Source organism: Rudanella paleaurantiibacter, assembly GCF_009184635.1.
GTDB classification, from domain to species: Bacteria; Bacteroidota; Bacteroidia; order Cytophagales; family Spirosomataceae; genus Rudanella; species Rudanella paleaurantiibacter.
On sequence record NZ_WELI01000005.1, the window covers coordinates 604,418 to 626,428 of the forward strand.

Below are 22,011 nucleotides of genomic sequence, written 5' to 3' on the forward strand. Positions count from 1 at the left end.
CTGACAGATTACCTCGTTGTTGGTGAGCCATACACAAACCGACCGGGCGTGCAGTGCGCCCGGATTTTCCGCTGGTCTGGCTCACTTTTTGTTCGGAAGCGGCTGTATCGGACCCGGTTGATGCAATTTTTCAACCTTAACGATATAGATCGTATGGAGACTTCATTGTGGGTGACCCTACTAACCGATATAGTAGCCGTTGCCATTGGTGCGTTTGCCGGCTTTAAAATGGCGAGTCGGGAAAACAATAGAAAAGCGGCCGAAGCACAGTCGCAGGCCGATGTTATTCTGAAGAACGCAGAAATGCAGGCCGAGTCAATTAAGAAAGACCGGATTCTGGAGGCCAAAGAGAAATACCTCAAGCTCAAAACCGAGTTTGAAGAAGAGACAAACCGGAAGCGGCAGATTCTGACGCAAAACGAAGGCAAACTGCGGCAACGTGAGCAGGAAATTAACCAGATGCAGCAGGCTGCTCGCCAGAAAGAAAGCGAACTGAACAACCAACGCAACTCGCTCGAACAGCAACGGAACAGCCTCGATCAGCAACGGAATCACCTCAACCAACAGCTCGAAACCGCCAAGCGGAAGCAGGAAGAGGCCGAAAAAATGTTGAGCGAGCAGGTTGAGCAACTGGAAAAAATTGCCAACCTGACCGCCGAACAAGCCCGCGAGCAACTCATCAGCACGCTCAAGGCCGAGGCCGAGTCGCGCGCGTCGAGCTACATCAAGAATATTGTTGAAGAAGCGAAGCTGACGGCTACCAAAGAGGCCAAGAAAGTGGTGATCGAGACCATTCAGCGCACCGCTACCGAGCACGCTATCGAAAACTGTGTGTCGGTTTTCAACATTGAATCCGACGACATCAAAGGCAAAGTAATCGGGCGCGAAGGGCGTAATATCCGGGCTCTCGAAGCCGCAACGGGCGTCGAAATCATTGTTGACGATACGCCGGAAGCCATCATTATTTCGGGCTTCGACCCGGTTCGGCGCGAGATTGCCCGGTTGTCGCTACACCGGCTCGTGCAGGACGGTCGGATTCACCCGGCGCGTATCGAAGAAATTGTGGCCAAAACCCGCAAGAACATCGAGGACGAGATCATCGAAATCGGTGAGCGGACGGTGATTGACCTCGGTATCCACGGTCTTCACCCCGAACTGATCAAGATGGTGGGTCGGATGCGTTTCCGGTCATCATACGGGCAAAACCTGTTGCAACACTCACGCGAGGTAGCCAAACTTTGCGCTACGATGGCCGCTGAGCTGGGCCTGAATGCCAAATTGGCCAAACGGGCTGGTCTGCTCCACGATATTGGCAAAGTATGGCCCGAAGAAGCCGAACTACCGCACGCTATTCTGGGCATGGAGCTGGCCAAGAAATACAAAGAGAACGCCGAGGTTTGCAACGCGATTGGGGCTCACCACGATGAAATCGAAATGACGAGCATGCTTTCACCGATTATCCAGGTTTGCGACGCCATTTCGGGCTCGCGGCCGGGTGCCCGTCGGGAGATGATGGAATCGTACATCAAGCGCCTGAAAGAACTGGAAGAGCTGGCTCAGAACTTCCCCGGTGTGCAGAAATGCTACGCGATTCAGGCTGGCCGCGAACTGCGGGTGATGGTCGATGCGGAGCGCGTAAGCGACGAGCGGGCCGGTGCTCTTTCGTTTGATATTTCGCAGAAAATTGAGAAAGAGATGCAGTACCCCGGTCAGATCAAAGTGACTGTTATTCGGGAAATGCGCTCGGTAGCCTACGCGAAGTAAGCTAATCCCATTTGAATGGATAATGAATAATGGTCTCCGACCCATATTCATTATCCATTTTTCTATTCTACATTGGTGTCATGGATTTTCTAAATACGCTTCTCCTTCTTTTGGTCGGCAGTGGGGCCGGGTATGCCATTGCCAACTCCATGCGCGCCAAAACCGATGTAGGCGATGCCCGCCGGGAATCGGTTGTGCTGCTCGAACGAATCGAGAAAGTATTCAAGGTGGTCATGGCCGAGGGCTATTTCTCGGAGATTTATAACTATCAGGACCAGAAGAAAATCCTGTATGTGCTCAACGACCCGAAAAAGGCCATGATTATTGCCAAATCGAAAGTATTGGTTGGCTTTGATTTCCAGAAAGTCCGATTCTATCAGCCCGACCCGGAGCAGAAAAAGTTGATGATTGAGTCGTTTCCAGAGCCCGAAGTACTGTCGATTGATACCGACTATAAGTTCTATGACATTCAGTCGGGTTTTCTGAATCAGTTCAATAGCGAAGATTACACCAAGATTCTCGACGACGCCAAACAGGCTATGCAAAGCCGGGCCCTGCAAAGCGACTTGCCTCGTATTGCTACCAATCAGATTCAGTACATGATATACCAGCTGGCGGGCAGTATGGGCTGGGAACTGCAACTTTCGCCCGATGAGCAGTTTAAAATAGAAGCCATCCAAAAGCGGTACGATGACCTCGACGCCAGCCCGAAAACACTCGGGCCGAGCGAATGAAATCATCCGCGCGTTGTCGACCCATGAAGCAACTGTTTACCCTCCTTTTCGTTTTAGGGTCGTACCTGACCGCCCTTGCCCAACTAACCGAAGGCATCGATGCCTGTCAGAGCACTAAAGTCCGCTACTTTGGCAAGTGGTTTGCCGATGCCCAGGCCCGGCAGGCTTCGGTGGCCGATTACCAATCGGGAGCAGCCTACCCCGGCGATCCCACCATCGACATAACCTACTACGGGCTGGCGTTGCGCCTGACCCATACCCCCGCTTACCTCAACGGGGCCGCCACCCTCTCACTCAAAGCCACGACGGCCAATCTGGGTCAGTTTTTTCTGGATCTCAGCCCACAACACCGCGTTGACTCAGTGAAATCGGGTGGGCAAAAACTGGCTTTCACCCGCACCACCGACCGGGTACAGATTTCGCTGCCACAACCGCTATCGGTGGGGCAATCCCTTACGCTTACCGTTTATTATCAGGGCAATCCGGCCAGCCTGAATGGGTTTGGCTCCTTTGCGTTTGCCACCCACGGCCCAACCAATGCACCCGTTATCTGGACATTGAGCGAGCCTTACGGAGCCAAAGACTGGTTTCCGTGCAAAGACACCCCAGCCGACAAAGCCGATTCGTCGGCCGTTTCGATTACGGCGGCTCGTCAATTTGTGTCAGTCTCAAACGGCCGACTGGTGAGCACGACCGAAAATCCCGACAGTACCCGGACGTACCACTGGCGAAACAGCTACCCCATTGCTCAGTACCTGATTTCGCTGGCAATGACCAACTACGAACGGTACGACACACCGTTTGCGACCAACGGGCAAACCATGCCGGTGACCCACTACATTTACCCGGAAACGTTGCCGTCGATCCGACCTAATCTGGACGTAACCCCTCGTATGCTGGCGCTTTTCAGCGACCTGTTTGGCCCCTACCCTTTTTTGCGCGAAAAGTACGGACACGCGCAATTTGGCTGGGGGGGCGGTATGGAACACCAAACGATTTCGTCGATGGGAGGCTGGACATCCAGTCTGATTGCGCACGAACTGGCTCACCAATGGTTTGGCGATAAAATCACCTGCCGCGACTGGCAGAATATCTGGCTCAACGAGGGATTTGCTTCGTATGCCGAGGCCTTGTACGCCCAATCGGCAACGGGCCAGGCCGCTTACACGGCTACCATGAACACATTTATGAGCCGTGCCCGCAACGCAACCGGCACCCTCTACGTGCAGAACATCGACAACGTAAATACCATTTTCGATAGCAACCGCAGTTATGCCAAAGGGGCTACGGTACTGCATATGTTACGCGGAGTACTGGGCGATGCCGCTTTTTTCAAAGCTATCCGGGCCTATGCCGCCGATCCAACAGTGGCGTATGGCACGGCTGTAACGGAAGATCTACAACGTATTGTCGAGACCTCTTCGGGCAGGAAATTAGATTACTTTTTCAGGCAGTGGGTATATGGAGAGGGGCATCCGGCCTATACCGTTGCCTGGTCGAACAGCCCACAGGCCAACAGTTCAGGGGTTCGGGTGCGTATTCAGCAGGCACCGCGCTCATCGAGCCCCGGCTCGTTTACTATGCCCGTTCAGTTGCGGGTTCAATCGTCGGCCGGCGACACCCTGTTAACCGTATTTAACGATCAGGCCGACCAGTATTTTACGTTGCCCGCCAAGGGAACCCCTACCGGCGTGGTTCTCGACCCCGACAATTGGATTCTGAAAACCGTTACTTCTACTACACTGGTAACGGGCAATGAGCCCTCTGCCGAAAGCACGCTGGTGGTATTTCCCAACCCTGCTTCCGACCAACTTTCCATCCGGTTTACGGCTCCCCAGGCCGGGCGGGCGAGCATCCACCTATACTCAAGCCTGGGCCAATCGGTTTTACAATTTACCAGTGTACCTGTACGGGCGGGCGAGCAAACCCTGTCGGTTCCCCTGGGGCATACTCCACCCGGCCGTTACGTACTAACGCTCGAAACGCCGACCGGTCGACAATCAACCGCGGTCTGGATTCGGTAAGATGTTGGGCATACGAGTTCGTTCGGATTCACCAGCCCGCCCATTCAGCTCGTTTTCTCCTGAAGTCCAACCACGTCTTCAAATAAAGGCGCGTACGTATCAGGCAGAGTCAGCCTAAGCTTATGAATCTCGCCCGCTGTCACCAGTTGTCCGAGCAACTTCATAAACGTCAGTGTGTAATGCTGTCCCTGCTCGTCGACAACTCCGGCGCGGTCGGCTACCCGCTCGTAAAACTCAGATAAGGAAAAGCGTTGGCCCTGGTCGCGATCTTCCGGTTTGATTTCTTTGATCACATCGGCCAGAGGAGCGGGCAACTGCGACGCTAGCTTATCGGCCGCATTACCCGCCATATGGTCGGTGAGTGTGTGCAGAAAAGCCCGGCTTATATTCATTACCTCATCCTGCGTTTGTACGCCCAGTTGCTCCTTCGCTACGTGCAAAAAATCATTATACTGCATAACGTCGATATAGTTAGTTCTTATAGTACAACCCCACTTTTACCGGTTGGTTTATGCTTTTTACGCAAAACAAAACGCCAGCACCCCACAGGGCACTGGCGTTTGTACAGATACGAGCAGCATTTATCGACCGCCCGGCGCCCCCAATAAACGCCGGTTTTCGGCTGGAGAAGCTAATCCAAGTGGTTTACCGACCGCACCTGGCTTAGCCAGCCCAGATGCCGCCGGTGTAGCAACACGTGCTGCACCTGACGGCATTACACACGAGGCTGAGATAGTAGTGGTGGCGGTCAAGCTCACAATAATAAAGGGGGCCTGCTCACCCGTCGACCAAACGACAACGTTGGGACTTGGACATCCACTGGCTGTAAGCTGAATGGTCTGGCCAACGCAAGCGGTCGTTTGTGAAGCCGTGATCGACAAGCTACTCACCGTAAACGACGAACTAGCCGGGCTGTACACCGAGCCGTTATAAATCACCTTCAGGCGATACCCCGCCGACGATACCAGGGCGGCAGGAATGGTAAACGTTAGGCTACTGGCGGTACTGCTGGAGGGCGTAACGGTGGTTGAGTTGACTCCAAAAACACCGTTTCCGTCCGAAACCTCCACCGTAAAGGCCGTTGGGTTTACGAAACTACACGCAGCCGGTGCGTACGTTACTACAAACGGCAAGCCCGGCCCAGTACTGGTAGAAACCAATGTAGGGGCTGCCGCAAACGCAATGGCGGTTACACTCACACTCACCGATCCTGTAACGGAGCAGCCCGACGCATTATCGGTCACGGTATAACTGTACACTTTGCGACCATTAGCCGTCAGGGTATTCAGTGTACCAGGTATAGTTACAGAAGCCGTATTGTGGGCCGGAGAAGGCACATTTGCCGTCCATTGGGCAGCCCCACTCCCTGTCGTTTCCACCCAATTATACGACAGTCCGTCTACCCCACCCGTGGCAGTTACCCCCACTGTAAAGGGTTGCTCCGCACAAACAAGTGCGGGCGTAACCGACGTAGCCGAGATGGCCGGCGTCAGGGTATTTTGCGTGACCGAAGTCGTTTGCAAAGTCGTACACCCATTGGGCCCTGTTACCGTTACCGAGTAGGTACCGGGACTCGAAATAACCCGGGTATTAACCGTCGACTGGGTTCCCAACACGCCCGAAGGCCCCCGGAAACTATACACCACATCGGCGGTAGTGCTCCCCGCCGTCATCGTTACGGACGGGATAGCACAAGTCAGAACGGTGCTACTCGCCAAGAGGGTAACGGTTTGAGGAGGTACCAAATCAGGAAGTACCGTATTGGCGGCAACGCTCGTACAACCGTTGGTATTTGACGTAATCACCACCGAGTAAATTCCGGGCGTATTCACGATCCGGATATTGCCCGACCCTGCAACCACTCCCCCGGCATTGCGGAACTGATACCCAAAGGAGCCCGTGGTGGAAGTACTGGCCGTGAGGGTAGCCGAGCCGGTACAAGATACCACACCGTCTACCGCCAATAACGGATCTGCCGGCGGGGTCTGGTCGAGCAGAACAGTGGTAGATGCCGTACTGGTACAGGTATTTGGTGCCGTAGCGGTTACCGAATACAGACCAGGCGCGGACGTTGTGAATACCCGGATGTTGTTGGCAACCCCAATGGGGCCCGTGGGGCCGGTGTATGCAAACGTGGTCGATGGCGTAGTTGTACTGGCCGTGAGAGATACGCTCAGAGCCGTACAGGTGATGGGACCACTGGGTGTGAGAGCCAAAGCCTGGGGCGGATCGTTGACGGTGAGCAAGGCCGTCAGCGATGTTACCGACGAGGGTTCGGTGGGCTCCATGGCAATGCACCGGTACCGGGTATTGTGCAGCCCCGACGCACTGAGTACCGTCAGGGTTTGTGAGGTTACCCCGCTATACACGGTCCCGTCGGTCAGGTCGGTCCAGGAAGTTCCATTGGGAGACACTTGCCATTTGTACGTTTGTGCATTCTGCGACGTGATAGCAAACTGGGTCTGCTGATACGAGCATATCGTCCGGCTTTGGGGTTGCGCCGTAATTTTCACCTGCAATACCGTGAACACACAGGCATTGGGCATGGTAAAACCAGTCGGAATCGCCGATTGAGGGCAATCGAGATTGGGGTTGGGCTGATAGATAAAGCCATCACAGCCTCCACCCGTTGGGTACGTCCAACGGAGAGCGGTTGGGTTATTGCCGGTGGCACGGGCATAAACCGACTGCCGCAACTGTTTCGGAAAACCCAATGTAATGTTGCCTGGATTGGCACAATCGTACTTGGCAAGGTTGTACAGGAAGTTAAAGAAATAGACGTTATCGGGTGGATCGGGTACCGACAGCTCAAAGGCCGAATTACCCATTACCAACGTCGATGGCAGCGTTGAGCTGCTCGAATTGGGAGGGGAGCTATCAAAGAGTGTACTGTTCCAGCCGCCTTCGCCCCGAATCAACACCCCCGTCAGAACGGTTGGGTTAGGTGCCCGTGGCGATGCTGCCTGGTAGGCAAAAATCTGATCGGGAGACCCATCCGAAAGATCCATATAATAGGTATCGGTACAGGGAGGCTGTGAATTAGTAGCCAGAAGGGCGGCTGTTTCAACACCGGCTGCTGTACCGAGCGAAGCCGACGGGCTGTACTTACACCGAATGGCGATTTGGGTACCGGCCGCTACGCTCACGGAGGTTGTCCATGAAATTATACCATCATTGGTACCACCCGAACCGGTTCCGTTATTGGCCGGGCTGGCTACCCGGCGGCTCTGAAAACCGCCCCCACTAACCCACCCATAATCGGTGAAATATATAACCGTACCCGCTGCCAGATCCTTCAGTGGTATAAACACAAACTGATCGTTTACACTGCTACCATTACACTTGTCGTCCGACGAGTTGTAGGCAGTAATCATGACATCGCCAACGCCCAGAACGTTGGTTGGGGCCGGAATTGTCTGGGCACGGATGCCCCTAAGCCCCGCCCATATGCAGAGCAGGCCGGTTATCAGAAGAAAGCGGTAGCGGATTGTTGTCATAGTCTGAAGGAAAGGCGTGACGGTCTCATATGCAGAGGTAAATGTTGTTCCAGCCGGTATGCTGCCCCACAGGCGGCTCCGCCAGAAACATAGCCCGATCCTGCTGCCAGTCGGGCTCTTCGGTTAGGTTAGCGAGTTGGGTGTACTCTGCTTCGGTACCGGCCAGAGTAGCCCTGTATTGCGGCCCGAATGAGTAGCGCGTTTCGGGGTCGAACGTTACAGCCCCCCGCGGCCCGGTAAAGGTATATTGGGCAAGTGCCGACGCGTGTTCAGCACCTGGGTAGCCCGTTTGCCGGAGTAACCCGTCGTAAAATGTTAGAATCAAACCGGCCTCATAGCCCAGCAACGATAGCAGATTTGCCTGCCGCCCTCGCTGTTGCATAGCCCCTATAAACGCTGCATTCTCGGGCGTATCCAGTTGCAGTGACCAGGGCGTATGACCTTGGGCCTCCAAACCTGTGTAAGGCACATTGCGCAACATGGTTTCTTCCAGTAGCATGGGCCCCAACCAAAGCGGCAAACGCCCCGGCAGCGTTGGGTAAGCCTGCAAAAACTGACTTGCCATATCGCCTGCATACAAGGCGACCACGGCCTGTCCCTCACCAGATTGCATGCCAGCCACCAGCGCATCAAATGTGACCTCCTGCGGCTTGTGCGAGCTCACGAAGTACTGCACCATATGCCCGCCATTAGGTACAACTCCCTGCGATAAGGCATACCCCTGTAAGTACCCCGCATCATAAAACGAACAAGCCTGTATAACTCCTTTCTGCCCATTCTGAACGGCTTTTCGGGCGGTGAGCCGGGTACTCAGGCAAAACTGCAGCGAGTGAAATAAGACCGCCGGGTGGCGAGGTAAATCCAGAAAAAATTCACCCAGTGTTTCGAGCACAAGCAGCAACCGATTGGCCCCGGCCACCAGCGGAACGATGGTTTCAACGGTTCGCCGGTTCATCAGACTCACGATAATATCGACACCATCCTGAAGCAAAAGCTTCTGAGTTTTATCGCGTAGTTGTTCAGTATCGAGGCCAAGCCCGATGTTCTCAATCACCAGTGTCACCTCAGCCAGCCCATTACTGGCAAACCCGGCCCGTATGCCTTCTACCACATCGAATGCCAACGACGGGTAAAGCGACGAGTGCGGTATCAAAACGCCAAGTTTCATGGGCAGCAATTAGTTTTGGGTTGGGTACACTCCCTGCAAGGCAATTACGAAATTGATGACGGTGTAGGGCTGCATGGTGGTAAAGGGTTGCCCCCCCCCGGCCGATCCGGTATTTGACAGGGTTGACCCAACAGCCAGATTCACATCAGCATTAGGCCCATAGCTGCCCGTAGTGGTTGCCGCCGGAAACGCACCGGTCGGATTGTTGGTTGTTCCTGGCCCGGTATTGCAGGGGGGCCTAAAGGTTAAATCATGCGTATGGGCTGGCAGATTACTGATATTGAGCGTAGCCGTAGTTGCTCCCGTCACCTGACCGAGAATAAAGTTGTCGCCCCAATGCATGGGAAGCCGACCCCGCAAGTCGGGCAACGCAAAGTTTACCCGTCCATCCCCACCGTAGGTAGTTCCCAAAAGAGAAAATAGAGCCTGATTCTGATTGATCGGCAAAATCTGACCATTACACTGTGCCCAACCTTGTGGCGCATAATTAAATGCGACCATACTGATTGAGGCTAAAAAAGGATTATCATTCATAACAGGTTCCGGTTAACCTCTGGGAGGGAAAACGCCTTGCAGAGCGATGCAGAACGTTAACGTCAGCGAGGGTTGCATGATTGAAAAAGGGGCATTGATTCCACCGGCATACCCTACCTGAAGCGTGTAGGGGGCCATGCTACCATTTGACGTGGCCGCATACCGATTATCAGTGCCTGTTTGGGCAGGGGCCCGCCCGGCTGGCGATGCGCTATTGCCTAAATCGGTTGTTGCCAACTGTGTCAACGACACCGCATCGGCAGCTGAATGACCATGGGGCGTGATCTGAGCTGGGATAAGCGTTTCGACTTGAGCCCCACCTTCTTGTCCTATAAAGAACTGAGAAAGCCCGGGGCCTTGCCCCTGATGTATAGGTACCCTGCCCTGCAGGTCGGGTAGCGCAAACGTCGACTTACCATCGCCCCCATAGAAAGTACCCAATAGAGAGAACAGGGCCGTATTCTGAGAAATAGGTAAAATCTGGCCATTACAAAGGGCCCATCCTGTAGGGGCAAAATTACTGGCGGTAATACCAATCTCAGCAACGAACGAAGTGATATCCATAAGGAGAAAGTTAGGATTGCTGGGGATACTGTCCGTAAAGCGAAATTATAAAACTAACCGTCAGGTAGGGTTGCATAATATTGACCGGGAGGTTTCCTCCATCCTGGTTAGGACCGGTCTGAATTGCCGTATTGTTCCCGATGTTTGCCATATTGGCTGTATTGGCCGTAGGGCTTCGGTAGAACGCTTTTCGACCTGAACCAGCGTAGTAATTACCCTGCGGACTCCCCGAGATACCAGCACTACTTGATGCAATAGGCTGATACGTGTACGGATGGGTATGGGGCGGAATATTATTCAGGCTAAGCACAACCTCTGTCCGCCCACCTTGCTCCCCTATTGTATAGGTTACTCCGTTGCGGGTACCCATATGCATAGGAACCCGCCCTCGTAAATCGGGCAAAGCAAAAGTCTCCTGTCCATCCCCCCCGTAGGTAGTACCAATCAGTATAAAGAGTGCGTCGTTCTCTGCAATCGGTATCAGTTGTCCATCGCAGAAGGCCCAGCCTACGGGTGGAAATGAACCGGCAAACAGACGAATTTCACCGATATATGGCATACGAAAAAATAAGTTTGTAGTGGTTAGCGAACGAATGTGTAGGCGTCTGAGGGCGTGGGCTCAGTGTAAAAAAAGGTCAATAAGCCGTTAAACGAGTGAATTCGGTAGCACTGGATATCCCGGTGTTTCGGTATCGGTGCCCAACAATGATTTACCCCGGAAATCGACGCAGCTTAATACCTTGAAATGATCGGTCAGGGTAAGTACTCCTTTATCGCCGAAGATTTGAAGCTGGTGCGAAGTATTGCCCGGTACAGAGCCGTGTAACGCCTGACCTCGCCAATGGACCAACGTACCAGCCAGTTGAAACGAAACGGCCTGCGAACCCATCACTGGTTCGGGCATGGCTGGTAATGACGGCACCGGCTGACCGAGCAACGTGCTTACAGCCTGCAAGCCCTGCTGCAGACGATTCTGTAAATAAGCGGTTGAGTCTTGTTCGGGGCAGAACGGGTAGAGCTCCGTTACCCAGATTTGTTGCGGCTGCCCAATTCCCTGGGCTGTCAGAAGCGACTTAGCGAACAAATGACTGTTTACTGACGCAGGCACGGTAGCCCCTATCGAATCGACGATAGGTAGCATAGAAGCTGCCGACAGCCCTACTGAGAGCTGTTTTACAAATTGCCGACGATTAGGCATAGAATGGTGGTAGGGTTCAGGATAGATCCGCGAAATTGATACGATCTATTTTATTAACCGGTTACAAATCTATCATACACGATATAATATCAAAGTATTGTCAGTCCTTATCTTTTGCTTACCAAAAAGTAAAAATTAACCTAAAGCTCCAGAAATGGCACAAGAGTCAATTCAATTTCTGATAATTGGTCACTTTATCTTTACAACATGGCTGCCCCAAATACCCCGGCGCTATCGCCCAGTTTGGGCCGTAAAATAGGCGTCCGAACTACCCCGTTGTTAAAAATATACTTTTTAATCCGTTCGGTCCCTTCAGTATACAGTTCATCGACGTTACCGACTCCCCCGCCGAGCACAATCGCGTCGGGGTCGAGCACATTGATAATGGTTGAGATAGACCGACCGTAGTATTCCAGCATCCGTTCGAACGTTTGGGTCGCTACGGGGTCAATGCCTTGCCGATGACGCTCAATGATTTCTTTCATCTTGCGTTCCTCCCCGCATTGCTCGTAATAAAACCGCTGCAAAGCCGGTCCAGAAAGCACCTGCTCATTGCAACCGCGCTTACCACAATAGCAATCGTAGCCGTTTTCTTCGAGGATATTGTGCCCCCACTCGCCCCCAATTCCGTGTAAGCCACCCAGTACCATCGGCTTGCTGTCGGCACTTGTCTTGAACACAACTCCTCCGCCGACACCCGTACCCATAATCACCCCAAACACGCACCGAAAGTCGGGCATAACCTCCGGCACAATGCCCATAGTTGCTTCGGCCAGGGCGAAACAGTTGGCATCATTGGCGACGGTAATAGGAACAGCCAGCCGCCGGGCCAAATCCTGCACCATCGGTTTGCCGTTGAGCACCGTGGTATTGCAGTTTTTCATCGTGTTGGTGGTAGGGTCATTCGTACCGGGGGTACCAAAGCCAATGTGTTCGGGCTGATACCCCGTTTCGACACGCAGAATATCGACCAAAAGCTCAATCCGGCTCAGAATATGGTCGTACCCCTTATGGGCTTCGGTATCAATTCGTTTCCGAAGAACAATAGCGTCGGGCGATGGGCTCGAAAGGACCACCCCTTCGATTTTGGTTCCTCCCAGGTCAATACCCCAATAAGTCTGCATAGCGTATCGTATCGATTTAGGCGTTGCGAAATAAGCAATTTTTTAGCCCTCCGGCTATACCTTTGCCAACAAACTAAAAATGCAACCCACTTATGGTAGGCCAAACAGCCCCCTCATTTACGTTATTTAACTCCGATAAAAAAGAGGTATCTCTTCAGGACTACACCGGCAAGAATGTAGTTCTCCTGTTCTTTCCGCTCGCTTTTACCAGCGTTTGCACTGCCGAGCTCTGCGAACTTCGCGACAACATTGCCACGTACCAGAACCTCAATGCCGAGATTCTGGCCGTTTCGGTCGATTCGCCGTTCACCCTGGCCCGGTTCAAAGAGGAGCAGAACCTGCCGTTCCCCCTTCTTTCTGACTTTAACAAAGAGGTTTCGGCTGCGTACGGAAGCCTTTACGACACGTTTGTGTTCGGCATGAAAGGGGTAAGCAAGCGGTCCGCTTTCGTAATTGACAAAAACGGCACTATACAACACGCTGAGGTACTCGAAAACGCGGGCGAAGTGCCCAGCTTCGAGGCCGTACGCGAAACGTTAAACACCTTACAGTAAGCAGTGGCAGTAGGCAGTAGGCAGTGAATGATACTGCCTACTGCCTACTGCTCACTGCCTACTGCCACTGCTTATGTCCTGGTACCAAACTTTTTTTCACGGCTTGCCCCAACAAGCCTGGCAGGCCGCCCAGACCGATGAGCAAAACCAGCTCGATCTGGAGATGATTGTAGAAACCCTGTCGTTTGGCCCCGACGACCGGGTGCTCGACGTGTTTTGTGGCTACGGCCGACACACGCTGCCCCTCGCCCGCATGGGTGCCCAGATGACCGCTGTCGATATTTCGGAGGAATACATAACAGCTCTGAAAGCGGCCGCTAAAACCGAGAAACTCGACGTCCGCGCTATTCAGGCCGACTTCCTGACTACCCCGGCCCTGGCCGATGATACCGAGACCTTCGACGCTGCGTATTGCCTGGGCAACAGTTTTTGCTTTTTCCCTTACCCCGATATGCTCGCGTTCCTGCAGCGCATTGCCCACCTGCTGCGGCCGGGCGGGCGACTACTGGTGCATTCGAGCATGGTGGCCGAAGTGGTGCTTCCTGATTTTCAGGAGCGTAACTGGATGCCCGTTGGCGACGACATGACGGTACTGGTCGAAAACCAATACGAACCACTGGAGGGCAGCATCCATCAGCAACTCACGTATTTAAAGACCCATACCGACGGTTCGGTAGAGTCGGTGCAGCGCACGGCAGTGTATTACGTGTACACCCTCGCCCAGCTTTCGCGGTTGCTGTCTCAGGTTGGCCTAACGGTCGAAGCGGTGTACGGAACCGTTCATTTAGAACCCTTTATGGTAGGCGATGAGGGGGCCTGGATTGTAGCCGAGAAAGCCTGAAATCTGGGTCATACACATCCGTATTTTCACTCATAAAGATGCCCTTTATGACAGCTTTCCGGCCCATACTTTACGCTGGAATCTCTGTTCATTTTTAGGCTATTTTATGGAAAGTGAGGCAGAAAAAAAGCAATTGATTGTACTTTTTTAATAATTATTGCATTGTGTGTGGTTGTAAAAACTTAAACTGGTAACTTTCAGCCAGTTTAACACCGTTAACTGAGCTATACGGATCTTGTATGGAAGTTCTGGAACGCAAGCAGCGCAACCGCGAACAAACCCGTTCGGGCATTGTTTCGACGGCCAAAGACATTGCCCGCCGGGAAGGGTGGCAAGCGGTTTCCATTCGCAAAATAGCGGACGCAATAGAATACAGTGCCCCCATCGTTTACGAATACTTCGACAGTAAGGATGTGCTGCTCGATGAAATTCGGCAGGAAGGGTTTCGGCATTTGCGGAATGAGTATGAACGGATTACCAAACTGTACCGGGACCCCGAAAAACGATTGTATGAGATCTCGATGGTACAGTGGGAGTTTGCCGTAAAGCAACCCGAAATCTATCAGGTCATGTACAACCTCAACGGCGCGTTCTGTGCCTTGCCCGTACACGAAGGGCAGGAGACGCAGGCCGTATCGTCGCTCGTGCAAGACATTATCTTCTCGTTTATTCCCAAATCGAAGGAGAGTATTCGACGCCTATATTTTGAATGGTGGTCGATTTCGCACGGAATGATTACCCTGGCCATGATGCTCAAGGGACAGCAATCGGTCGAACAGTCACAGCAGGTGTATCAGGAAGCGATGCGCCGGTTTGCCCGCAGTCTGAAATAAATGGCAAAGCCTACTCTTCTTTACGTGTACGACGCCCTCTGCGGCTGGTGCTACGGTTTTAGCCCCGTTATTCGGCAACTGCACGACCGTTACGGCGATCAGATCGATTTCACGGTGCTGAGTGGTGGCATGATTACAGGGAACCGGATTGGGCCACTCCGCCAAATGCGTACCTACATTCAGGGGGCCTACAAAACCGTTGAAGAACGTACGGGAATCCGGTTTGGTGATGGATACCTCAATGGACTGCTGCTCGATGATGACTACATCTCGGACTCCACGAAGCCCGGCGCGGCCATGACGCTGTTTAAAGCTATTTTGCCCGAACGCGCTATCCAGTTTGCCGCCGATCTGCAACGAGCTCACCATTTCGACGGCATGGACTTAAACGTGGACGCCAACTATGGCCCATTGGTGGAGCCTTACGGTATCGACCCGGAGGAATTTGTGGCCCATATTGGCGACGAGGCCATTCGTCAGCAGACCGAGCAGGAGTTTGGTTTAGTAGCGAGCTACGGTATCAACGGGTTTCCATCGGTGATTGTAGGCAATGGCGATCAGTTGTACCTCGTAGCACGGGGGTATCTTCCCTATGAAGCCTTAGAAGCCAACGTACTTCGGGCCATAAACAGCTAAAAATGGGGCAAACGGGTTGCCCCTACTCCACTTCTTTCGTCCGTACTTCAATCTGACTCTGGTGGTACACCAGTGAATAGGGCTCTACACTGTTCGTAAGCCACACGTTACCGCCAATAACCGAATCGTGACCCACCACGGTTTTGCCTCCCAATATGGTGGCGTTGGCGTAAATCACCACGTTATCTTCAATGGTCGGGTGCCGTTTTTTCTGGGCCATATTCTTCGCTACATGCGTTGCGCCCAGCGTGACACCCTGATACACCTTCACGTTCTCGCCAATCACGGTGGTTTCACCAATCACGACCCCCGTGCCGTGATCAATAAAAAACGAGCGCCCAATCCGGGCTCCGGGGTGAATATCAATACCCGTTTGCCCGTGAGCATATTCGGTTAGCATCCGCGGGAGCAAGGGTACATTGAGCCGCAACAAGGCGTGCGCAAACCGGTACACGGCAATCGCGTAAAACCCCGGATATACGGCGATCACCTCTTCAAACCCTTTTGAAGCCGGGTCGTTGTCGGCAATGGCGCGGGCATCGTACAGCAAATCATCGTAAATAGATCGGAGCTGTTCAAAAAACAACATCGACAATTCTTCGGGAGCCTGGTGCAGGTGCCCGGAAAGTGGCCGCATCAGACACACCAACTGGTCATTGAGCTGAGCGTACGTGCGGCTTACATCCTGCGTAGCCGACTGGCAATCCTGCGTGACCGGAAACAGGAACCGCATCAACTGATCGATGAACCGACCCGCGTCGGGCCGCGACGGTAGCCGATACCGAAACAAATCCCGTTGCTGACGGAGGTACTCAAGCAGATCGTTGGTTTGGTCAGAAGTTGTCATGCTGTGACAAGAATAGTGGATTCGCTGCCCCGTACTGAGGAACATTCCCAACACCTTATGGGGCGGTAACGCGGTTTATGGGGGCAGCTGTTCCGTTGATTGGTAGGTTTTTGGGGCGATTAGCGGTATTCTGTGACTTTGTTAACAGTAATGGCTTCACTTTTGCCTTGCCACACCGGTAAAAATACGGAGAAGTCCAACAAAGTCATGATTTATAAAGCCATATCCACATTGTTTCTGTCACTGGCAGCTACAGCGGGCGTTTCGTCGCTGATTGCCACGGCCTGCGGTGGATCTGGGTCGTCCGAAGATTCACAACCGACTCAGGCCGCAGTCGTTTCGACGCCAGCCCCTGCGGCCAAAGCCGCGCCTGTTGAGGCCGTTAACGCCTTTCCCAAACTGACCTTCGAGCAACCCGTTGAATTTACGCACGCAAATGACGGCACCAATCGGGTCTTCGTAGTAGAACAGGAAGGCCGAATCCGCCAATTTGATAATAACGCGGGCGTAGCGTCTGCCGACACCTACCTCGACATCAAAAACCGGGTAACCTCAGGTGGCGAAATGGGCCTGCTGGGCCTTGCGTTTCATCCGCAGTTTGCGAAAAACGGCTATTTCTACGTCAACTATACGAAGAATAACCCCCGCGAAACGGTGATCAGTCGGTTTAAGGCGGCATCCGCCAAAGCCCCGTCCGTAGACCCGGCTACCGAAACCGTTTTGCTGAAGTTCAAGCAGCCCTACTCAAATCATAACGGGGGCAAGGTGCTGTTTGGACCCGATGGGTACTTGTACATTGCCACCGGCGATGGTGGCAGCGGGGGCGACCCACAAAACAACGGGCAAAATCGGCAGTCGTATCTGGGCAAGATTCTGCGCATCGACGTGAATGCCGCCGACAAAGGCAACTATGGGATTCCGAAAGACAACCCCTTTGTCGACGATGCGCAGAATGCACTACCCGAAATTTACGCGTACGGGTTGCGTAACCCCTGGCGCATCAGTTTTGATGGGCAGGGGCGGCTCTGGGCAGGCGATGTAGGTCAGAACAAGCTCGAAGAAATCGATATTATCCGAAAGGGCGGCAACTACGGGTGGCGCATCAAGGAAGGCCAATCGACCTACAACCGGGAGGGAAACAGCACCACGGCCGTGATTGGCCCCATCTGGCAATACAGCCACGACAACGGCGATGTATCGGTAACGGGCGGGCAAGTGTACCGGGGTAAGGCCCACGATGCGCTGATCGGCAAATACATTTACGCCGACTATGCCAGTGGGCGAGTATGGGCTCTTACAGCCGATGGAAGCCCTACGGGTGGGAAAGCTACGAATCAGCTGCTGCTCAACCGGGCGGGGACCATTTCGGCTTTTGGCGAAGATGCCCGGAACGAGCTATACCTCTGCGACCATGCCGAAGGGCGTATTCTGAAATTCGCCCCCAGCAAGTGAGCTTGTCTGCTGGCTATTTTTACTCATAGGGTAGTAATGTAACTGATCATACTACATTTTATGGGCAATAAACCAGTTTACACGGAGCCCAATCCGTTGAGTAATGCATTCTCGAACAACCAATTATCGGTTTTTACGCTGTGAGCGGCATGATGTCTGCTCGAAATAGGCGGAGGTTATGAGCTACCGGTGGCATTTGAGAATCAATTTTAGGTAACTTTGTCTTATTCGGATTAGTTAGTAACTACCTGCTTTTATCCCTGATTACTTATTAGTAATCCATTTCTGTGATGTCGAAACCCATTCGTTGTATTTTACTGGTTGATGATGATCCCGATGACAACTTTTTGCACCGGATGATTATTGAAGACTCAGGCTATTGCGATACCGTAAAAGTGGCCGAAACCGGGCATCAGGCCCTGCAGTATCTGGTCGATACTTCGTCGACGAATTATTGTAGCCCTGACGTTATTTTGCTGGATATCAATATGCCCGGCATGAATGGGTTTGAATTTCTGGAAGAGTACGAAAAGCTGGACCCCGTGTACCATGCCAAGGTGGTGCTGATGATGCTCACAACCTCGCTCAACCCCGACGATGAGCACCGGGCGCACCGGCATGGCGTAGTAAACGGCTATAAAAGCAAGCCATTGACCCGGCAAATGCTCGACGACATTGTGAAAACACACTTTTCAGAGTAAGCCTACACTGGGCTTTTTTCCGCTTTGCGTTCACACAATACCATGTTTAGTGCCGGATTTGATTCGCCCCTGGGTTGGGTTACAGTTTGGGGCAACGATCACGGAATTACCCGTATCACCTGCACTGAAGCGCCTACAGATGTTCTTCCTGGCGTGGTTCCGGCCCCCGTTCAGGCTGGCGTTGATCAGTTGCAGGCATATTTTGCCGGTACTCTCATGGCGTTCGATCTGGTGCTGAACCCATCCGGCACCGATTTCCAGCAACGGGTCTGGAAAGCCCTACTTGATGTTCCCTTCGGACAAACTCGCTCGTATCTAAGCCTTAGCCGCACGCTCGGCGACGAGAAAGCCATTCGGGCGGTTGCTGCCGCGAACGGCAAAAATCCCCTCTGGATAGTGGTGCCCTGCCACCGCATTATTGGCTCCGATGGTAGCCTGACCGGATACGCCGGAGGCCTTTGGCGCAAACAATGGTTGCTCAATCACGAGCAGAAAAGCGGCCAACTTTCGTTATTTTAGGGACAACCTATCGGAGTTTGGCCTATTTTAATGCTCGATACCGATAGATAGCGTTTGGCGCTTTCTTTTGCCTCAAACGTTTTCAGGAGTCAGATTTACCGTACCAATAAGCGACACGTTCAATGAAACCAATTGTCTGCTGCCTGCTTCTTCTACTTTGCCTAACGGGTTGCTTCCGACGTTTTAGTATGACCGAGCGTGAGATTCGGCAGCATTACGCGGGCAAAACAGCACGGCCTACATTTTACACGATCGAAGACGACAGTACCAAGCTCTTCGTGGCTACGCTCGGGGCCGATACCCTTCCCCCTTTGCTTCTCATTCATGGGGCACCTGGCAACTGGTACGGGTACCTGCGCACCATGGATGACCCTTATCTGCAACAGCGGTTTCAGATGTTGGTGGTAGAACGGCCGGGGTACGGCAAATCGCGGCAACGTCGCCCCGCCCGGCACCTCCGTACGCGCATGAGCATCGACTTTCAGGCTCGTAGCATCACCAAGGCACTTTCACTCAATCGCTCGGGGCAACCTGCCATTGTACTGGGCCGGTCATTTGGGGCACCCATTGCCGTGCGCGTAGCAACACTGGTGCCCGAAAAAGTAGGGCATCTGTTCCTGATTTCGCCCGCTATCGACCCCGACCGCGAAAAGTTCTGGTGGTTTTCCAAATGGGGCCGACTGCCGTTTATTCAGGCGTTTCTGCCCCGGTCGCTGAACTTAGCGACTTACGAAAAATACGCTCATGCCAACCAACTCCGGGGGCTACTGCCCTACTGGTCGAAGGTACAGGCACCTGTAACCGTGGTCCAGGGAGCGCAGGATTGGCTCATCGATCAGGGGAATCTAGCCTTTGCCAAGCGGATGCTCGCGAACAAAAAAGCGTGGTTTCATTTGCTGCCCAACGCGGGTCACCTAATCACCAACACCCACGCCGACCTCATGTGCGGAATGCTTGTGAGCACCGCCGACAGCCTGTATCAAAGTCGACTACCTCGTACGCTCTCGCAGGTGGGTGGTCAGTAGCATCGGGCTACGGAGCAATTCTGACCTGACCGCCTGCGCCAAATTGTAGCGTACCAGCCACCGTCAACCGCCCAACTGTCACCAATTGCCCTACTTCAACCCGGTGCCCCGCACTGATGCGGACCCGGTCGGCTACGGTAGGCACGCGGCCACAGTTCCAAGTGGCGGCATCGGAGAAGCCGCCCGTTTTCACACTGACCAACTCACCTACCGACGGGCAGGCAATTGTGGCCGACGCTTCGGCGGCAGCCTCGGCCTGTGGGGTTACAGCCCGAAGCCGGTACTGATAGGTAACGTTATAATTGGTGGAGAGATCGGTAAACGATGTGGTGTTGGCAGGCACCTGTGCCAACGTCAGAAAAGTGGGGTCAAAGGGTCGTTTCCGTTCGAGAATATATGCTTGTTCAGCCGGATGATCGGTCCAGGTAAGCTGAACAGCAGTCCCAGAAACTACCGTCGCAACCAATCCTGTAAGCGGAGCTAACGGGGCCGCGATAGGCACCTCCCAGAAACTGAACGCCCGCAGACCCCGACGGTTTCGGATAAACGGCCCCGGAAAAGCCCGTGCAATACCGGCCTGCGGTTGTCCATTTCCGTAGTTGGGCGGTAGATACGCCATTTTCTGCTCACTACGGGAGCCATCGAGCGTCAGGATTAATTGATTTCCAACAGCCCGACCAGCCACCACGCGCCCGGCCTGTTGATCGAGCCAGAGCCAATCGCGAAGCCCGTGGGTAAGCGGATTGCCGTAGTAGTCCAGCACGGTAGTATCGGCCGGCCAAACCATTTGTTGCCCTTCTTCAAACTGAATGGCCAGCTCACTTTGGGCGGCATTGGTGTAGTAGACCTTCTGCACATTGGGTGAGGTAATCTGGTCGGTATCGGTCGATCCGTAAAAATCGCGGGCTACGAGCCGAAACACCTCAGCACCCGTTTGTGCGTACCCGGCGGCACTGAAATGAATACCATCGTACCCAATTGTACCCACTGTTGCGTGGGTTCGGATGGGCGCGTGTATGGCGCCAGCCCGGCGTTGATAATCACGAAAAACGGCCGTTGCTCCGTTGAACCCACCCAGCAAATGAATCTGAAACAGGTAAAATCGGCTAATACCCGGCAAGTCGAGCTGCACATTGCTGTATAGCTCTTCGAATTTGCTCGGCCAGATTGGCGCATTACCACTCGTTTCGTTTTCACCCTGCCGAAAAAAGTATGCTTTTATCCCACCCTGCAAACCTCCTTTAGCCACCCGGTAAAGCAAGCGTCCATGATTGGTGTTCAGATCCATGGGATCGCCCGCATTGCGTACGCTAAGGTATTCAATACCGGCTCCACCGGCCGCCCCGTTGAGTATACAAACCGGAATCCCATACTGCTCTATAATACGCCGGGCCATCTCCATGCCCCATACCCCTGCCGATGTAGACCGGGTCAGTCCACAGGTAGTCCAGAGCGTATCGGCCGGGTTGTAGCTACCCAGATTGAAGTTCTCCCCGTACACACCAAACGTTCGGACATATTCATTTTGGTAGCTGTATTCTTCAGCTGGTACGTAAGCCGATGCGTTGGATTGCCCGGCAATAATGAATACATCACCGGCCACAATATTCTGCCGGTCGGCTACCAGCACCGAATCCGTTGCGTTTGCCGGATATAGATAAACCTTTACCCGATACTGAGCCAGTTCGGCGGGGATGGTAGCCGACAACGAAAACGGGGCCGTACCACCCGTATAAGCAAGTGTTTGTACCTGACGCCCCTGCCATATTGTGTTTCGATAGATGTGTGCAGCTACCCGGCTGTAGCCTGTTTGTATCACCCGCCCGGCTATGGGTACACTCGCTACCGACTGCGCATTGCGGGGATAAAGCTGGTACGATTGAGGGAGTTTAGAAAACGTTACCAACTGAGCATCAGCTGATAGACTCACCAGCAAGCCAAGCAGCAAAAACGGTAAAAGTAGTCGCATGGAATGGGGTTGTAAAAAAGGAATCTG

Annotated in this window: 21 protein-coding genes; 11 read left to right on the top strand and 10 right to left on the bottom strand. The window is 53.4% G+C overall.

Annotated features, from left to right (window positions below):
- The first annotated feature begins 153 nt into the window (after window positions 1-153).
- From rny to F5984_RS14655, 3 genes are all read left to right on the top strand, one after another.
- The gene (rny, locus tag F5984_RS14645; protein ID WP_152124973.1) at window positions 154-1,764 is read left to right on the top strand and encodes a ribonuclease Y; all 1,611 of its coding nucleotides are present in this window, start codon (window positions 154-156) and stop codon (window positions 1,762-1,764) included.
- A gap of 80 nt (window positions 1,765-1,844) precedes the next feature.
- Entirely contained in the window at window positions 1,845-2,498 is a 654-nt protein-coding gene (locus F5984_RS14650) for a DUF4230 domain-containing protein (RefSeq protein ID WP_152124974.1), read from the top strand.
- Window positions 2,499-2,521: 23 nt separating this feature from the next.
- Window positions 2,522-4,522, top strand: a complete 2,001-nt coding sequence (locus F5984_RS14655) for a M1 family aminopeptidase (protein ID WP_152124975.1) — start codon at window positions 2,522-2,524, stop codon at window positions 4,520-4,522.
- A gap of 44 nt (window positions 4,523-4,566) precedes the next feature.
- Here F5984_RS14655 and F5984_RS14660 read toward each other — a convergent pair whose 3' ends face one another.
- The 8 genes from F5984_RS14660 to F5984_RS14695 form a co-directional block, all read right to left on the bottom strand.
- Window positions 4,567-4,980 (bottom strand): DUF2267 domain-containing protein, encoded by a 414-nt coding sequence (locus tag F5984_RS14660; RefSeq protein ID WP_152124976.1) that lies wholly within the window; start codon window positions 4,978-4,980, stop codon window positions 4,567-4,569.
- Window positions 4,981-5,103: 123 nt separating this feature from the next.
- Window positions 5,104-8,019, bottom strand: a complete 2,916-nt coding sequence (locus F5984_RS14665; RefSeq protein ID WP_152124977.1) for a hypothetical protein — start codon at window positions 8,017-8,019, stop codon at window positions 5,104-5,106.
- A 25-nt stretch (window positions 8,020-8,044) separates the two neighbouring features.
- A complete protein-coding gene (locus F5984_RS14670) occupies window positions 8,045-9,187 on the bottom strand; it encodes an ABC transporter substrate-binding protein (protein ID WP_152124978.1) in 1,143 nt (380 codons plus the stop codon).
- Window positions 9,188-9,196: 9 nt separating this feature from the next.
- On the bottom strand, window positions 9,197-9,688 hold the full coding sequence (locus F5984_RS14675; RefSeq protein ID WP_246169016.1) for a phage tail protein: 492 nt from the start codon (window positions 9,686-9,688) through the stop codon (window positions 9,197-9,199).
- 45 nt (window positions 9,689-9,733) lie between these two features.
- On the bottom strand, window positions 9,734-10,285 hold the full coding sequence (locus F5984_RS14680) for a phage tail protein (RefSeq protein WP_152124980.1): 552 nt from the start codon (window positions 10,283-10,285) through the stop codon (window positions 9,734-9,736).
- A 10-nt stretch (window positions 10,286-10,295) separates the two neighbouring features.
- Window positions 10,296-10,844, bottom strand: coding sequence for a phage tail protein (locus tag F5984_RS14685; RefSeq protein ID WP_152124981.1), 549 nt, complete (start codon window positions 10,842-10,844; stop codon window positions 10,296-10,298).
- Between the two features lie 87 nt (window positions 10,845-10,931).
- Window positions 10,932-11,483 (bottom strand): hypothetical protein, encoded by a 552-nt coding sequence (locus F5984_RS14690; RefSeq protein ID WP_152124982.1) that lies wholly within the window; start codon window positions 11,481-11,483, stop codon window positions 10,932-10,934.
- A gap of 200 nt (window positions 11,484-11,683) precedes the next feature.
- Window positions 11,684-12,607: an ROK family protein gene (locus F5984_RS14695; protein WP_152124983.1), complete on the bottom strand. Its 924-nt coding sequence runs from the start codon at window positions 12,605-12,607 to the stop codon at window positions 11,684-11,686.
- 92 nt (window positions 12,608-12,699) lie between these two features.
- On the opposite strand from F5984_RS14695, the gene F5984_RS14700 reads away from it, so the two are divergent.
- The 4 genes from F5984_RS14700 to F5984_RS14715 all read left to right on the top strand — a co-directional run bounded on the left by F5984_RS14700 (window position 12,700) and on the right by F5984_RS14715 (window position 15,471).
- Window positions 12,700-13,161: a redoxin domain-containing protein gene (locus tag F5984_RS14700; protein WP_152124984.1), complete on the top strand. Its 462-nt coding sequence runs from the start codon at window positions 12,700-12,702 to the stop codon at window positions 13,159-13,161.
- 73 nt (window positions 13,162-13,234) lie between these two features.
- Entirely contained in the window at window positions 13,235-14,002 is a 768-nt protein-coding gene (locus tag F5984_RS14705) for a class I SAM-dependent methyltransferase (RefSeq protein ID WP_152124985.1), read from the top strand.
- A gap of 239 nt (window positions 14,003-14,241) precedes the next feature.
- Window positions 14,242-14,835 (top strand): TetR/AcrR family transcriptional regulator, encoded by a 594-nt coding sequence (locus tag F5984_RS14710; RefSeq protein WP_019990753.1) that lies wholly within the window; start codon window positions 14,242-14,244, stop codon window positions 14,833-14,835.
- Window positions 14,836-15,471, top strand: a complete 636-nt coding sequence (locus tag F5984_RS14715; RefSeq protein WP_152124986.1) for a DsbA family protein — start codon at window positions 14,836-14,838, stop codon at window positions 15,469-15,471.
- Window positions 15,472-15,493: 22 nt separating this feature from the next.
- Here the strand turns inward: F5984_RS14715 and epsC are convergent, their stop codons facing one another.
- Window positions 15,494-16,318 (bottom strand): serine O-acetyltransferase EpsC, encoded by an 825-nt coding sequence (gene epsC, locus F5984_RS14720; RefSeq protein ID WP_152124987.1) that lies wholly within the window; start codon window positions 16,316-16,318, stop codon window positions 15,494-15,496.
- Between the two features lie 207 nt (window positions 16,319-16,525).
- On the opposite strand from epsC, the gene F5984_RS14725 reads away from it, so the two are divergent.
- The 4 genes from F5984_RS14725 (at window position 16,526) to F5984_RS14740 (ending at window position 20,015) form a co-directional block, all read left to right on the top strand.
- Window positions 16,526-17,770: a PQQ-dependent sugar dehydrogenase gene (locus tag F5984_RS14725; protein WP_152124988.1), complete on the top strand. Its 1,245-nt coding sequence runs from the start codon at window positions 16,526-16,528 to the stop codon at window positions 17,768-17,770.
- 290 nt (window positions 17,771-18,060) lie between these two features.
- Window positions 18,061-18,471 (top strand): response regulator, encoded by a 411-nt coding sequence (locus F5984_RS14730; RefSeq protein ID WP_152124989.1) that lies wholly within the window; start codon window positions 18,061-18,063, stop codon window positions 18,469-18,471.
- Between the two features lie 42 nt (window positions 18,472-18,513).
- Entirely contained in the window at window positions 18,514-18,990 is a 477-nt protein-coding gene (locus F5984_RS14735; protein WP_152125110.1) for a methylated-DNA--[protein]-cysteine S-methyltransferase, read from the top strand.
- 122 nt (window positions 18,991-19,112) lie between these two features.
- A complete protein-coding gene (locus F5984_RS14740) occupies window positions 19,113-20,015 on the top strand; it encodes an alpha/beta fold hydrolase (protein WP_246169017.1) in 903 nt (300 codons plus the stop codon).
- A gap of 7 nt (window positions 20,016-20,022) precedes the next feature.
- Here the strand turns inward: F5984_RS14740 and F5984_RS14745 are convergent, their stop codons facing one another.
- Complete coding sequence (locus F5984_RS14745; protein ID WP_152124990.1) at window positions 20,023-21,984, bottom strand: sialate O-acetylesterase; 1,962 nt, start codon at window positions 21,982-21,984, stop codon at window positions 20,023-20,025.
- Window positions 21,985-22,011: the final 27 nt, after the last annotated feature.